General features: G+C 66.0%; 12 protein-coding genes. 4 read left to right on the top strand and 8 right to left on the bottom strand.

Annotated features, from left to right (window positions below; genetic code table 11):
- Positions 1-271: 271 nt before the first annotated feature.
- Positions 272-649: a response regulator gene (locus XH93_RS38920; protein WP_139486761.1), complete on the bottom strand. Its 378-nt coding sequence runs from the start codon at positions 647-649 to the stop codon at positions 272-274.
- A 36-nt stretch (positions 650-685) separates the two neighbouring features.
- Entirely contained in the window at positions 686-1,561 is an 876-nt protein-coding gene (locus XH93_RS38915; RefSeq protein WP_194471498.1) for an MJ0042-type zinc finger domain-containing protein, read from the bottom strand.
- Between the two features lie 170 nt (positions 1,562-1,731).
- On the opposite strand from XH93_RS38915, the gene ftsE reads away from it, so the two are divergent.
- From ftsE to XH93_RS38895, 4 genes are all read left to right on the top strand, one after another.
- Complete coding sequence (ftsE, locus tag XH93_RS38910; RefSeq protein ID WP_139486759.1) at positions 1,732-2,391, top strand: cell division ATP-binding protein FtsE; 660 nt, start codon at positions 1,732-1,734, stop codon at positions 2,389-2,391.
- Positions 2,384-3,355, top strand: a complete 972-nt coding sequence (locus tag XH93_RS38905) for an ABC transporter permease (RefSeq protein ID WP_139486758.1) — start codon at positions 2,384-2,386, stop codon at positions 3,353-3,355. Before ftsE ends, XH93_RS38905 begins: the two co-directional genes overlap by 8 nt.
- Positions 3,356-3,477: 122 nt before the next feature.
- Positions 3,478-4,188: a YdcF family protein gene (locus XH93_RS38900; RefSeq protein WP_194471497.1), complete on the top strand. Its 711-nt coding sequence runs from the start codon at positions 3,478-3,480 to the stop codon at positions 4,186-4,188.
- Positions 4,189-4,317: 129 nt separating this feature from the next.
- Positions 4,318-5,085, top strand: a complete 768-nt coding sequence (locus XH93_RS38895; RefSeq protein ID WP_194471496.1) for a 1-acyl-sn-glycerol-3-phosphate acyltransferase — start codon at positions 4,318-4,320, stop codon at positions 5,083-5,085.
- Between the two features lie 173 nt (positions 5,086-5,258).
- Here XH93_RS38895 and XH93_RS38890 read toward each other — a convergent pair whose 3' ends face one another.
- The 6 genes from XH93_RS38890 to XH93_RS38865 form a co-directional block, all read right to left on the bottom strand.
- A complete protein-coding gene (locus XH93_RS38890) occupies positions 5,259-6,038 on the bottom strand; it encodes a DUF3050 domain-containing protein (RefSeq protein ID WP_194471495.1) in 780 nt (259 codons plus the stop codon).
- Positions 6,039-6,585: 547 nt separating this feature from the next.
- The gene (locus tag XH93_RS38885) at positions 6,586-8,202 is read right to left on the bottom strand and encodes an MFS transporter (protein WP_194471494.1); all 1,617 of its coding nucleotides are present in this window, start codon (positions 8,200-8,202) and stop codon (positions 6,586-6,588) included.
- Complete coding sequence (locus XH93_RS38880; RefSeq protein WP_194475506.1) at positions 8,199-9,377, bottom strand: HlyD family secretion protein; 1,179 nt, start codon at positions 9,375-9,377, stop codon at positions 8,199-8,201. The genes XH93_RS38885 and XH93_RS38880 overlap by 4 nt, the downstream gene beginning before the upstream one ends.
- 172 nt (positions 9,378-9,549) lie before the next feature.
- Complete coding sequence (locus XH93_RS38875; RefSeq protein ID WP_194471493.1) at positions 9,550-9,822, bottom strand: hypothetical protein; 273 nt, start codon at positions 9,820-9,822, stop codon at positions 9,550-9,552.
- A gap of 154 nt (positions 9,823-9,976) precedes the next feature.
- Complete coding sequence (locus XH93_RS38870; RefSeq protein ID WP_246799431.1) at positions 9,977-11,560, bottom strand: beta-(1-6) glucans synthase; 1,584 nt, start codon at positions 11,558-11,560, stop codon at positions 9,977-9,979.
- Positions 11,561-12,030: 470 nt separating this feature from the next.
- Positions 12,031-14,271, bottom strand: coding sequence for an alkaline phosphatase family protein (locus XH93_RS38865; RefSeq protein WP_194471492.1), 2,241 nt, complete (start codon positions 14,269-14,271; stop codon positions 12,031-12,033).
- Positions 14,272-14,314 lie beyond the last annotated feature (43 nt).

Below are 14,314 nucleotides of genomic sequence, written 5' to 3'. Positions count from 1 at the left end.
TATTCCAGAGACGTCAGCGATTGAATCGAGAAGCCGCGGCGTACTGCATGCCCCGCCTTCGCGTGGCATGACAGCGAGTAGGTGGAGCGGGCGCTTCGCTCGCAATGACGGAGATTAGCCGCGCGCACCCAATCATCACCGTCATCCTGAGGTGCGAGCCTTGCAGCGCAATTGCGCTGCTGGGCGAGCCTCGAAGGATGAATCGGCCACAGTCGGGCCGTGCATCCTTCGAGGCTCGCAAGAGCTCGCACCTCAGGATGACGGAGATAGATTACGCGCTCTTCCTCGCCGCCAGCGCATCCGCGACGGCGGTGCGGATGTCGGCTACCGAGAACGGCTTCGTCACCACGTCATGGACGATCGCCTCGAGGCCGGAGGCGCGCTCGCGCTGATGGGCGAAGCCGGTCATCAGCAGGATCTTCAGCGCGGGGAAGTCGCGTGCCGCGGTCAGCGCCAACGCGATGCCGTCCATGACAGGCATCTGGATGTCGGTCAGCAGCAAGTCGAACGCGCCCTCGTCGCGGGTCAGCACCTCGAGCGCCTCGGCGCCGTCCTGCGCGGTCACGGTCTCGTGGCCGTCCATGGCGATGGCGCGCGCCACCAGCGAGCGCATGGAGTCTTCGTCGTCGGCAATCAGGACACGCGTCATGGCGATTGATCAGTTCCCGAAATGTCAGGCCCGCCCTTAGACGTGGCCGCCGGTGAGGTCGCGCTTGTTGAAGAATCGTATGTCGATATTGCGGCCTTCGGGCGGCGGCGAGGCGAGGCGCGACTTGAAGAAGGCGCGTTCGCCGGGATTGAGCACCGACTGCTCCAGCACCGCGTTCCAGGCGTAGATTTCGGCGCCCTGGGCGTCGCGGACCGCGAAGCGCAACCGCGGCAGCTCGACCGGCTTGCGGGTCTGGCCGACGATCACGCCCTCGATCACCAGCACCGGCTTGCCGTCGACGGTCTCGTTGGTGATCTTGAGGTCCTTGAACGCCAGCCCGCGCAAATTCACGTCGAACCCGACCATCCTGTAGAACAGCGCGGTCTGCGGCAGCAGCCGCACCACGTCGCTGCGCCAGACCAAAAGCGCGATGATCAGCGCGCCCATCGCCGCGCAGGCGGTCGGCAGCGCACCGACCACGGGCATGAAGGGGATCCGGGGCAGTGAGGGCAGGCGGAACAGACGGGGCAGGGCGAAGCGGCGCTTGCCGCCGGCCGCCGCGGCGTCGGCATGGGCGGCGGCATCCGCCTCGGCCACCGCCGGCCAGTCGGCCGCGTCCTTGCCCTCGGCGGGCCAGTCGGCCGAGATCGAGGGGCTATCGACCACGGGGGTCTCGGCGGCATCCTCATGCCGGCCCATCGCCTCCCATTCGGCGGCAAGGTCGGGGCCGGCGGATTGGGCGGTCGCCAAGGAAGGCACCATGACCGGTACCGCCGCCTCCTCGACCACGTCCTCCGGCCGGGCCAGCCAGACCTCCCTGCAGCGGGAACAACGGACGGTACGTCCGGCCTCGCCCAGGGTCGACGCCTTGATGGCGTAGGATGTTGTACAATGCGGGCAAACGATAGGCATGGAGCCGAATCTCCACCGTGACTTTGCCCGGATGCTACTTAGCGACCGTTAACGAATCGGAAACCATAACCGAAGCACAACCCTTCTGTGCGGTTCGCGGCCGGTCGGCCGGCCCGGGGGCCGTTTGTGTGAGGTGTTGGGCTCTCGGCCCTCTCGGACGGAGCTAGCGCTTGGTTCGGTTCGAACATGTCGGTCTTCGCTACGGGCTCGGCCCGGAGATTCTGCGCGACCTCTCTTTCACGGTGCCGGCGCACTCGTTCCAGTTCCTCACCGGACCGTCGGGCGCGGGCAAGACCTCGCTGCTGCGGCTGTTGTTCCTGTCGCTGCGGCCGACCCGCGGGCTGGTCAATCTGTTCGGCCATGACGTCTCGCTGCTGAGCAAGGACCAGGTCGCCGACCTGCGCAAGCGCATCGGCATCGTGCTGCAGGATTTCCGCCTGCTCGACCACATGACGACCTACGAGAACGTCGCGCTGCCGTTCCGCGTGATGGGCCGCGACGAATCCAGCTATCGCCGCGAGGTGATCGACCTCCTGAAATGGGTCGGGCTCGGCGAGCGCATGGACGCGCTGCCGCCGATCCTGTCCGGCGGCGAGAAGCAGCGCGCGGCGATCGCGCGCGCGGTGATCTCGCGGCCGCAATTGCTGCTGGCGGACGAGCCGACCGGCAGCGTCGATCCGACGCTCGGGCGGCGGCTGCTGCGGCTGTTCATCGAGCTCAACAAATCAGGCACCGCGGTGATCATCGCGACCCACGACATCACGCTGATGGATCAATACGAGGCGCGGCGGCTGGTGCTGCACCAGGGACGGCTGCACATCTATGAGTAAGGACGGCGACGAGAAGGTGCAACTGGTCGATCTCGGGCGCGAACGTCCACAGGTCCCCGCCACCGCGCGCAACATGTCGCCGATCGTGCCGCGCGCCTCGATCTCCGGCCGAGCGCTGGTCGCGGTGGTCGCGATCATGACCTTCCTCGCCTCGCTGACCACAGGCACCGTGCTGCTGGTCAGCGCCTCGGCTGCGGAGTGGCAGTCGGAGGTCGCAAGCGAGATCACCATCCAGGTGCGGCCCTCACCGGGCCGCGATCTCGACCGCGATGCGCAGGCCGTGGTGGAGGCGATGCGGGCGCAGCCCGGCATTTTGGAGGTTCGCCCGTTCAGCAAGGAGGAATCCTCAAAGCTGCTGGAGCCGTGGCTCGGCAGCGGGCTCTCGATCGACGATCTGCCGGTGCCGCGCGTCATCGTGGCGCGGGTGCAGCCGGGCACCACGCTCGACCTCGCCGCGCTGCGCGCGCGGGTGACGCAGGCGGCGCCGAGCGCGAGCGTCGACGATCACCGCGCCTGGATCGAGCGGATGCGCTCGATGACCGGCGCCACGGTGTTTGCCGGCGTCGGCATCCTGATCCTCGTGATCATCGCCACCATCATCTCGGTGTCGTTCGCCACCCGCGGCGCGATGGCGGCCAACCGGCCGATCGTCGAGGTGCTGCATTTCGTCGGCGCCGGCGACAGCTACATCGCCAACCGCTTTCTGCGGCACTTCCTCCGCCTCGGTCTGGAAGGCGGGCTGATCGGCGGCGGCGCGGCGATGCTGGCGTTCGGCTTTTCTGAATCGATCGCCAACTGGTTCTCCGGCACGCCGGTGGGCGACCAGTTCGCGGCCCTGCTCGGCACATTTTCGCTGCGGCCGTCCGGCTATCTGGTGCTGGCGCTGCAGGCGGTCCTGATCGGCGCGATCACTGCATGGGCGTCACGGCGCACCTTGTTCGCGACGCTCGACGACATCGACTGACCGCGGCGTCGGAGTGTGATCCGGCGCGCGGCGGCGCGGCCCTTGCCGCGGCAAAACCGGGTTTCCACTTTGATGGTTCATGCATTAGAATCCCTGAGGGGGAAGGACGACTACCGCATCACATGAGTTTGGAGACCGACGATACGTTGCCGAACGGCCGTGCCGCGCGCCCGCGGGGCTGGCTGCGTGCCGTCATCGTCGTGCCGCTGGCGCTGGCCTTTGTCGCGGCCGGCATAGGCTTCGTCGGCTTCCTCTCGCAGCTGCGCGGCGTGGAGACCGATCCGCCGCAGACTGCCGACGGCATCGTGGTGCTGACCGGCGGCTCGTCGCGGGTCTCGGATGCGATGGAGCTGCTCGCCGCCGGCTACGGCAAGCGGCTGTTGATCTCGGGCGTGCATCCAACCAATGCCGCCAGCGACATCTCCCGCTCGCTGCCGGACAGCCAGCGGCTGATGAGCTGCTGCGTCGATCTCGACCGCTCCGCGGTGAATACCCGCAGCAATGCGGCGGAGACGCGGCGCTGGGCGCGCGAGCGCGGCTTCAAGTCGCTGATCGTGGTGACCTCCAACTACCACATGCCGCGCGCCATCGTGGAACTGTCGCATGCGATGCCCGATGTCACCCTGATCCCGTTCGCCGTGATCGGCGACAAATGGCGCGATGAACCGTGGTGGACGAGTGGCGCGACCTTCCGTCTCTTGCTATCGGAGTACGCCAAATACGTCGCCGCCGAGGTGCGGGTGCGGCTGGCCGATATCGGGCTCGACCTGGCCTCCGATCTCGGCGAGCCGGCGGCCACGCCGCGCCGCCCCGCCACCGCGCAGGCGAATTGATATCACGCACCGTCATTCCGGATGGTGCGCAAGCACCAGACCTCAGATACACAATTGTGTATCGGGGAATCTCGAGATTCCGGGTTCGCTTCGCGCCCCGGAATGACGGTGTAGAGGGATTGTGTTGAGATGACTTCGATCTTCCTGCGCTCACTCATCTTCAACGTGCTGTTCTATGTCGTGCTGGTGCTGCTCTGCATCGTCGCGATCCCGACGCTGCTGCTGCCGCGGGGCGCGCTGATGGCGCTGCAGGCGGCGTGGGCCGACATCAGCCTGTTCCTGATGCGCGTGATCTGCAACATCAGGATCGAATTCCGCGGCGTCGAGAAAATTCCCGCGGGTCCGCTGATCATCGCCTCTAAGCACCAGTCGTTCTGGGAGACCTTTGCGCTGGTGCGCTTCTTCGACCACCCGCTGTTCATCCTCAAGCGCGAGCTGATGATGATCCCGGTGTTCGGCTGGTTGCTGAAGAAGGCCGGCATGATCTCGGTCGAGCGTGGCGGCGGGCCGCGCTCGCTGATCAAGACGCTGAAGCAGGCGGCGGCCGAGGTGCAGCGTGGCCGCCAGCTCGTGATCTTCCCGGAAGGCACCCGCACCGCGCCGGGCGCGCCGCCCGCCTACAAGGCCGGCGTCGCGCAGATCTATGCCGAGAGCGCAGTGCCGTGCCTGCCGGTCGCGCTCAATTCAGGTCTGTTCTGGCCGCGCCGCACCTTCATGCGCTATCCCGGCACCTTGGTGGTCGAATTCCTCGATCCGCTGCCGCCGGGTCTGCCGCGCGACGAATTCATGACCCGCGTCCGCGACCAGATCGAAACAGCGACGAGCCGCATCGTCGCGGCCGCCCGCGCCGAGCAGGAGCAATTGTTCGGCGGCGTGCCGAGCCCGGCGAAGGGTTAGGACACGGTCTCGGCAGCAGCCTCCGGGGCTGACCCGGAGCGGACATCATGCTGCGCAGCGCAGGCAGTTTGCAGGCATCTTGCTGTTTTGCATCGAGCCCCGGCACGGCCCGATCTTATTGCCCTCTGCCTCAATTCCGAACTGAAGCAGAGGGCCCACTTCGACGTCGCGGGCTACGCGGCGCGGGCGGCTCGAAGGGTGCTTAAGGTGCCGTTCCAAAGCTCGATCCGCGCCTGGATGCTGTTGCATGCAGCGCGCAGCGCGCGTTCGTTTCGTGGCTGCGAATCCGCAACCAGGCCGTCGAGCAGTTCCCTCCCCATTGGACCATGGCTGTCACCGTCGAGCTCGATATGCCGCTCGATGTAGTAGATGAAGTGACGCAAGCGCGCGTTGTCGTGCTTCATGCCAGGGAGCGTTTTCCGCAGCCTGCTGAACATCTCCGGAATGATGTCCTCGCGGCCGTAGAAAAATGCCGCCAAAACCTCTTCCGTCGACCCCGACTGGGCGAGCGTCATGGTATGCGCGACAAAGGCTCGGACATGTGGCGGCACGCCAGACCGCGCCAATCCCCCTTCGACCGACGAACCGACCCGCGCCAGTGAGCGGAACGCCTCGAATTGGCGAGTGCTGGCACCGACGTCCGCCATGGCGCGGAGGTAGAGATCGAGGTGGCTGACATAGGAGCCGTCCAGATCGACATCTGTCTCCTCACCGATAACGATGTCGTTGATCAAGCGCGCAGCCCGCGCATTGTCCGCAGGAAACCAAGGCACTCTTGTGCATGTCAGGTCCTGCTGCAGCCGCTTCAGCAGCGACATGAAATCCCAGACGGCGAAGACATGATCTTCCATGAATCGCCTCAGATCCTCGACGGAAGCAACCTCCACGTAGATGGGGTGATTCAAAAGCCCCGCGCGAAGATCGGCTAGGTGGTCATGAATCTGTTTCGACATGTTAGACCTCTATTCTGGCAGGTTTGACCTCGGCTCTGGATCGAAGGATGAGCGAGGCTTAGGTCGCTCATGTTCGTTTGCGTGGTGCGATTAACAAGAGCTTCACGAGTCAGGCGTGCGTGAGCCGCTGACTTCACAGTCAGAATCTGTCACCGGAGTCATTTTCTGAAGTTTGCCGTTCCACGTCTTCCGCGCGCATGCCTTCACGGGGCGACGATTCGTTCGTCGATTCGAAGTCGTTGCGCGATCGCAACTTCACGCTGTCCATTTCATCGTCGAGATCACCTGTCTGGCTTCGCTCGCGTTGCTTCGATCGGAGCGGATGACTCTGCTCCTTCTCCCCGCGTGCGGGGAGAAGGTCGGGATGAGGGGGAGTTTCCGCGGGGACGGTAGGAGTGGGACTCGTGGAGAGTCCCCCTCACCCGGGTCGCATCTGCGATGCGATCCGGCCTCTCCCCGCAGGCGGGGAGAGGCGAAGAGGGTCTACTTCACCAGCGAGCAGCCCCGTCGGCGAGCGGGCGGAACGCCTGCTCGGCGGGAATCGTCGCTAGCCCTGGTGTGCATTCCCGCCGCGATTGGCCGGGATCGGCGGCGTGAGCGGGCCGGCCGGCGCCGCCCGCATCAGACTAACCAGCAACAGCCCGATGATCGCGGCCCAGAAGGCAACCTGGAAGCCGTCGATGATCGACAGCACATTGGCTTCACGCCGCACGATTGACGCCATCGTGCCCATGGCGCGCGCCAGCGCCGTCTCCGCGGCGGCGCTATGCTGGATGAATTTGCCGGTCAGGCTGCCGAGGGCCCGCGTCACCTCGCCGTCTCCGGCAAACACGTGCAGCCCGATCAGATTCGAATGGACCTGCTGGCGCACGCGCAGCCACGTCGTCATTGCCGTCACCGCAATCTCGATAACATCGAGGCGCATCACCTGGATGTAGGCGACGAAGGCGGTGGCCCGTGCCGGGTTGGCATTCGACAGCACGAAGATCAGCAGGCCGGTGAAGGTGAGGCCCTGGCCGACCGCTTGCACCAGCGCCATCGGAATGAAGTTCGCCGGCGCCCATTCCTGCGTGATACGGGTGCCCATCCAGGCAGCGATCGCAAAGCTCGTCAGCCCGAGCAGCACCACGATCCGGGCATCGATCCGGCGCAGCAGCCAGACGGCGGCGGGCACTGCGACCAGCAGCGGCAAGGCCACATAGAGCAGGAACAATTGGCCGATCTGCTCGGGCCGAAGCCCGGCGACGACGATCAGGAAGTTGGGGACCAGCATGGTGTTGGACAGGCTGGTGACCATGTAGGTCATCATGGTCAGCAGCACCAAGGCGACGTTGCGCGAGAACAGCACCGTGGGGCTCGCCCACGGCTCCGGGACGAGCGCCTCGTTGACGAGGAAAGCGAAAACCAGCGCGCCGCCGGCGACGATCAGCCCGGTCACGGTGCCGGATTCGAACCAGTCGAGCCGGTTGCCCTGGTCGCAGCCGGCGTAGATCAAGGCGAGGCCGGCGCCGAGCAGCAGCATGCCGCCCCAGTCGGCCTGCGCCATCAGCTGGCGATTGACGTCTTGCGCAGGCGTGCCGAGCCAGGTCAGCAGCGCCATCAGCAAGGCGACCACGGCGTCCTGCCAATACAGCCACTGCCAGCCAACATGATCCACATAGAAGCCCACCAGCGACACGCCGGCGTTGCCGGTGAACGACAGCCGGAAGGAATAGGCGGCGAGGCCGACGATCCACCATTTCATCGGCATATTGTGCAGCACGATCATGATGGTCGCCGGGACGAAGATGCCGAGCAGCAGGCCGCGGACGAGGTGCAGGGCCAGCAGCATCTGGTAGTCGCGAACCAACGGAATCGCCAGCGACACGACGACATAGAGCAGGCTCGGCCCGATCAAGACGCGGCGCAAGCCGAACACGGTGGCAAGCCAGGCGACGGCGGGGGCGATCAGGATCTGCGGCGCGGTCGACGCCGTCGTCAGCCATGCCCCCTCGTCGAAGCTGAGGCCGAACTTGCCGCGCAGATCCGGCAGGCCCAGCGCGAACAGCCGCACGTCGAAGCTCGCGATGAAGGCGCCGAGCAGTACGGCTCCGACGGCGAGCAGCGGGCGGTGCGAGGTGTGGCCGGCGGAGCCCGGGCCGCTGCTGATGGTTGCGCTGGTCATGACGCCTCTCCGGCAATCTTGATATGCGTGACCACAGACATTCCCGGCCGCAGCCGCTCGACCAGCGGCTGGCCGGGATCGAACTCGATGCGGACCGGGATGCGTTGCACCACCTTGGTGAAGTTGCCGGTCGCGTTGTCCGGCGGCAGCAGGGCGAAGGTCGATCCGCTGGCCGGGGAGATGCGCTCGACGCTGCCACGCAGCACCACGCCGGGGAACGTGTCGACAGTGACGTCGACCGGCTGGCCCGGCGTCACATGCGTCAGCTGCGTCTCCTTGTAATTGGCCACCACATAGACGTTCGGCAGCGGCACGACGGCAATCAGATTGGTGCCGACATTGACGTAATTACCTTCCTGAACCATGCGCTCGCCGACGACACCGTCGAACGGCGTCACGATGCGGGTATAGCCCTGACGCAGCAGCGCCGTGGTGAGGTCGGCCTCACCGGCGCGGAGTTTTGCGCGCAGCAGATTCTCGTCGCCGTTCAGAATCTCGAGCTGGCTGCGCTGCGCCTCGATCGTCGCTTCAGTCGCGGCCAGCGCGGCGCCGGCGGTGTCGTGCGCGGCGGTGGCCTGCTCCAGCCGCTGCTTGGTGCCGGCGACGCCGCCGCGCAGCAGCTGGTCCTGCCGTTCCAGCTCTTGCCGCGTTTCCAGCTCGCGGGCGATGGCGGAGCGGCGCTGCGCCTCGGCCTGGCTGATGACGGCGCGTTGATGCGCCTTCTGATTCTCCAGATTGTCGAGCGTGGCCTGGGCCGCGGCGACACTCGCCTTGGCCTGCACCACCGTCGCATCATAGTCCGCCGGCTCGATCTCCATCAGCAGGTCGCCGGCCTTGACGCGCTGGAAATCCCGCACCAGGACGCGCCTGACATTGCCGCTCACCCGGGCGCTCAGCCGGCTCATCTCGGCATGCACGGTGGCGTTGTCGGTGGTCTGGACTGCGGCGGCGCCCACCCAGGTGTTCCAATGGGCTGACGTCGCGAGGACGAGTGTGGCCGCCGCGCCGACTGCCGCCAGCGGAATGAGCAGGCGTCGGGGGACGCGCGATGGGGCGCCGGTGCCGGGCTTGTCCGGGGCGGCCGGCGGCGCCTTGGCTTCCGGACTTTTGGCCTCCGCCGGTGCTATGGCCCGGCTGACTTCGGCAGCCTGAGAAATCGCTGTGATGGTAACCATGTCGCTCCCTTTCTCGATCTCGGCGAGGTGATTTGACGACCCGCGCATGCGGGATCGCCTTGAACAGGAATGCGCGGCGCCCCCGCCGCTTGGGCGACGGGTGATTGCGCTCGATGGCGACGCAACGGAGTGAAAAGCCGGGCCTGCTATGGAAGCAGGCGGCAGCCCGGCGTTACTGGCATTGCCAGGGGGATTTCACCCGCATGGCTTGCAGACTCGGCTGAACCGGCGCTGGCCAATTCTGGGAGGTGGTCCGGGCGCCGTTGTTCACCATGATCGACGTCATGGGATTGGCGCTGAGCGCGACTTGCGGTGGAATTTCGGTTTCCTCGCCCGCGGCCGACGTGAAGCGAACGGCCAGTGAAAGTCCGTAGACAACGGCGGTTGCAACCAATCGCCGATGTGATCCGATCGCACGGGATCTGACGATGCTTCTCCAGATCATCTTTCCCTCCGTCCAGTTGAACCTGGGCATGGTGATGATCTAGCGGATCGGACCTGCGGCTGCGCCAGCGCGATTGCTCTGCCTGCAGAGCGATTGCGGCTAACCCCTGCGCTGCGGTTTATGGACCTCCCTCGACGGAATCGGACCACTTAGCTCAGGCACGCGCCCGCCATAGCGTGAGCGCAAGCAGCAGGAAGGCCGCGCAGGTCCACAGCGCCTGCCAATTGGCCGGCCCTTCGTTGAGCCCGGTATAGATCGCAGCTGCGAAAAAAATCCCGGCAAAGATCGATTCCGCCATCGGGCGGATGCCCTTGCCGGGAGGATTGAGCAGCGTCACCGCCGCAAACGGCAGCGCCGCCATGCTCAGTGCCGCATAGGGAAAATCGATGAAGCGCGGATCGAACACGAGGCCGATGGCGGTCGCCGTGCCGATCACGATGGTGACGATCCAGTCCAATCCGTGCATGGTCGCCAGCACCGATTCGGTCTGGTAGCCCTTCGGACCCAGCACCTCCAGAAAACTGGGCGCTGCGCGACCCGACATCAGGGCGTTGGCGCCGAACAGCGGCGAAGCCGTCGCCGCCGCCAGCAGCGCGCCCCACAGCAGCCAGCCGCCCGCGCCGTAACTTTCATAGGCCATCTTCTGGGCGGCGACGCCGAACAGGATTCCGGCCGTCGTCGCCGACAGTCCGACCGCGATCCATGACGCGAGGCTGGCCTCCCTCGGCTTGCGGCGCGAGGTCAGCCACGCCGTCGCGAACACCAGGATCGCCAGCGCCATCCCGGCGCCCATCTGCAGCTTCCAGCGCGGGAAGTTGCTGATCGGAACGCCGGGCGGATATTTCGGCTTGCGCTGCTCGGAATCGAACAGGCCCCAATATCCGCCGATCGTGCCCTCGATCTCCCGCTTCCACGATTCGTCATAGGCCTCGAACAGATTGACGCGGAAATGCTCGCGCTTGGCGAGGTCGAGCACCTCCGAGACCACCCGCGCCTGATTGACCGGCGAGGCCAGCGACGACTCGCGCATCCGCCCTTGGCTCGGCCACCCGACTTCTCCGATGAAGATCTCTTTGCCCGGAAACACCGCCGCGACCTCCTGGCGAATCTTGTCGGCATGCGCGGCGGCACGTTCGGCGGGGATCGGGATATTCTCCCAATAGGGCAGGATGTGAATGGTGATGAAATCGACGGCGTCGGCGAGTTCGCGATTGCTGAGCCAGAACTCCCAGACGTCGGCGTAGGTGACGGGCACGGTGACCTGCGCTTTGATCGAGCGGATCAGCGTGCCGAGGTCGGACGCCGACATTTCCTTGCGCAGCAGCACCTCGTTGCCGACCACGAGCGCGATGATGGTGTCCGGATATTCCTTGGCGAGGCGGATCGCGGTCGCGACCTGCGTTGCGTTCTTCGGCCGGTCACGGTCGAGGAAAATGCCCTGAATGACCTTCAGCCCGGCCTTGGCAGCAAGTTCGGGAATCTGGTCGAGCCCCAGATCGTTCGCATAGGTGCGAATGCAGTTGGATATTTTGGCGAGGTCGGCGAGATCTTCCGCGATCTGCTCCCGTGATACCTTCGTCGCCGGCTCCAGCGACGTCTGGTTGTTGCGGAACGGCGCGTAGGAGATGCATTGCACCTTGTCATCAGGATCGAGCGGTGCGCGCACCAGGTGGACAGGTATGCCCAGCCACCACCACACGGCGGCGATGGCGCCCAGCGATATCGAAAGAAGCGCCAACGGGATGCGGAGAGAAATCAGATCCGTCCTCCTTGCGGGAAAAATTTACTGGGAATCCTCAATGGGCCGGGACGGCGGGCCGATGAAAATACTTGTTTGCTGACGTTATGTCACGCGATCGCGCCGCAGCTGCGCCTCTCCGGCAGGCGCGGCACATTGGTTCGAGGCACCGGCAAGGGTGTCCATCAAAGAGGGCAAGAAATTGAATTTGTTCTTCGGACGTTCCGCGCTCCGCTCCGGAGGTGGAAGCGGACGCAGCCAAATGCCGGGGCTGCGGGGGCTTGCTTGGCCTGTCCCTCGCCGGGCGAGCGGGCGGAGGTCGAAGCGATCGATCGGGGCATCAGCAACGGATGGCCCGGCAGCCCCGCGCCGGCTCGCGTAAAAGTGAGCGCAGCGGCCGGGCTGCACCACAGGCGAAGTCCGGTGGGCGCCGGGCAGCGCCCACCGGATGAGGCTTGATCAGCCCATCGTCAGCGCAGGACCTCGTGCAGCACCTCGCCATCGACCTGATTGGGCTTGACGCCGAGGATCTTCATGATGGTCGGGGCGACGTCGATGTTGCGCATGCGCCGAATCGAGGTGCCCTCGCGGATCTGCGGGCCGGCGGCGATGAAGGTCGCGCTCATCGTCGGCAACTCGGGATCGTGGCCATGGGCGCCGTAGAAGTTCGGCATCGATAGCGTGGTGGTCGCCGCGTTGAACGAGGGATCGCCGAGGCGGGCGACGCCGGGGTTCTGGATGCCGTCGAAATTGTAGCCCGGCGCCATCAGCGCGAACACATCGCCGAAGTCCTGGCCGATGGTCTTGCTGGTGCACAGCCCGGGCCCGGCGCTGCATTGCAACGGCCGGGTCTCCACCACGGTGAAGATCTGCCCGTTCGTGAGCGAGAAGTTGAACCGCGGGTTGGGATCGACCGCGCTCTTCACCGCGTTGGTGATCTGCGTCACCAGCGCGTTGTAGGTCGCAACGTCGACGGTGCCGCCCTGCTCGCGGCCCTGCTCGTTGACATAAATATTGACCGCGGGACCCGAGGTGCGGATCCCCAGCTTGCTGGTGTCGATGCCGGCATTGCGCAGGATGTTGGTCATGCTGACCGAGGTGTGGAACGGTGCGAAGCCGTGGTCCGACACGACGATGACGTTGGCGTTGTGGCCGGCGGCATCGGCGATCTGCTTCACCGCCTTGTCGGCGGCCTGATAGGCGAAGCGGATGTACGAGGCGTAGCGGGCCACCTTGGCGGGGTCCTGGCCGGCGCCGATCGAATTCGGGTCGGTCGGGTTGGTGCCCTGGCGGCGGTCGGTGAGCAGGAACTGATGCTCGGAGCCATCGGGCTCCTCGAGGTAGACCATCACGAGGTCGGCGTCGGGATGGTTCTTGATCGCGCGCTCGCCGATATCGGCCTGATAGCGCACGAAGGTCTTCACCATGTCCTCGTACATTGTCTCGATCTCGAGGTCGGGGAAGTTGGCAAAGCCGGGGCTCAACCGCTCCGGAATGCGGAAGTCACCCTGCGGACGCCAGAACCCGATGTTGTTGTTGATGTCGTCGACATCGGCCAGCACCGGCGTGTTGCGCGGGATGAAGTTGGCGCCGTAGCGGGCGAAGCGCACCGCCGAAAGGTCGGGCGCCAGCGCCGAGACGAAGTAGGCGGCGCCGACCTTGGCTCCGCTGCCTTCAAAGAAGAACGGCGCATTCTCGCCGCCGAGCTTGGCGTAGGCCGGGCCGGTCGAGGGCGCTAGGAACGGGCCTGCGGTGATGCCGCGCGTCGTGTCGAAGAACACCAGCGTGTCGTAGTTCACCTTGTTGTCGTTGGTGGTGTCGAGCGCAGCCACCCGGATCGCGTATTTGACGTCGAGCGTCTGCCCGCTCGAGCAGGTCGCGGTCTGTGCCGAGGAGCACGAAAACGTCTCGATCGGCGCCGACGTGGCCAGCACCGGGCTGTACGAGAAGTGGCCGGAGGCCTGCACGGCGGCGACGATCGCCGGATCCGAGACGAAGTTGGCGCGGGTAAGCGAGAAGCCCTGGGCCCCGATGCCGCCGAACGCCCCGAACGGCACGGTATAGTCGGTGACACGGGTCGGTGTGGAGGGCTGCACCACGGTGCCGTTGATGGAGATGTCGGCGCCGTCGCCGCCCGGCCAGGTCGCGGTGGCGACCTTCTTGCCCTGCTGGCGCAGCTGCACCCACAGCGGCGCCGCGGCGGGACGCGGCGACGGTCCGAGCGGGCTCTCCTGATAGCCGCCGATCGGCGCTGCGAAGCCGCTGATGCTCGACGTGATCGGGGCGACCACCGCCTCGAAGGTGTTCGACGGGATGTCGTTGTGGACCGCGGTCGAGCCGGTGGCGATCGCGATGTGCGACACCGCGGTGAGCGAGGGCGAGGCCGTCACGTTCTGCGTTGCCACCGCGCCGCGGCGGCTCAGCCGCGCCAGGCCGCCGTCACGCGGCAGCACGCCTTCGTCGATGAATTTCTTGATGAAATCGGGCTTGGCGCCGTCCAGCGAGATCAGCACCACGCGCGGCTTGCGGCCGTGATGGCCACCGCCCTGGCGGTCCCCGCCCTGATCACCATCCTGGCCCTGATTGCGGAAATCGCCGGAGCCGTTGTCGCGATCCTTGCCGTCCTGATCGGCCTGCGCCGGCGCAACGCCGGAAAGCGATGCGGCGAGCGACATCGCCGATATCAATGAAAGCAACGTCTTCAGATTCATGTGATGCCCCATCTTCGCGGCGCAATTTGCGCGGGTGGTTTCG

The organism is Bradyrhizobium sp. CCBAU 51753 (genome assembly GCF_015291565.1).
Classification (GTDB): domain Bacteria; phylum Pseudomonadota; class Alphaproteobacteria; order Rhizobiales; family Xanthobacteraceae; genus Bradyrhizobium; species Bradyrhizobium ivorense.
Note: the sequence above shows the minus strand (reverse complement) of the source record. Positions and strands in the feature narration are given on the sequence as shown.

Excerpts from the sequence above, each read along its gene's own strand:
- XH93_RS38920 (WP_139486761.1), bottom strand. The coding sequence starts at position 649 with ATGACGCGTGTCCTGATTGCCGACGACGAAGACTCCATGCGCTCGCTG.
- XH93_RS38915 (WP_194471498.1), bottom strand. The coding sequence starts at position 1,561 with ATGCCTATCGTTTGCCCGCATTGTACAACATCCTACGCCATCAAGGCG.
- XH93_RS38905 (WP_139486758.1), top strand. The coding sequence starts at position 2,384 with ATGAGTAAGGACGGCGACGAGAAGGTGCAACTGGTCGATCTCGGGCGC.
- XH93_RS38900 (WP_194471497.1), top strand. The coding sequence starts at position 3,478 with ATGAGTTTGGAGACCGACGATACGTTGCCGAACGGCCGTGCCGCGCGC.
- XH93_RS38895 (WP_194471496.1), top strand. The coding sequence starts at position 4,318 with ATGACTTCGATCTTCCTGCGCTCACTCATCTTCAACGTGCTGTTCTAT.
- XH93_RS38890 (WP_194471495.1), bottom strand. The coding sequence starts at position 6,038 with ATGTCGAAACAGATTCATGACCACCTAGCCGATCTTCGCGCGGGGCTT.
- XH93_RS38885 (WP_194471494.1), bottom strand. The coding sequence starts at position 8,202 with ATGACCAGCGCAACCATCAGCAGCGGCCCGGGCTCCGCCGGCCACACC.
- XH93_RS38880 (WP_194475506.1), bottom strand. The coding sequence starts at position 9,377 with ATGGTTACCATCACAGCGATTTCTCAGGCTGCCGAAGTCAGCCGGGCC.
- XH93_RS38875 (WP_194471493.1), bottom strand. The coding sequence starts at position 9,822 with ATGATCTGGAGAAGCATCGTCAGATCCCGTGCGATCGGATCACATCGG.
- XH93_RS38865 (WP_194471492.1), bottom strand. The coding sequence starts at position 14,271 with ATGAATCTGAAGACGTTGCTTTCATTGATATCGGCGATGTCGCTCGCC.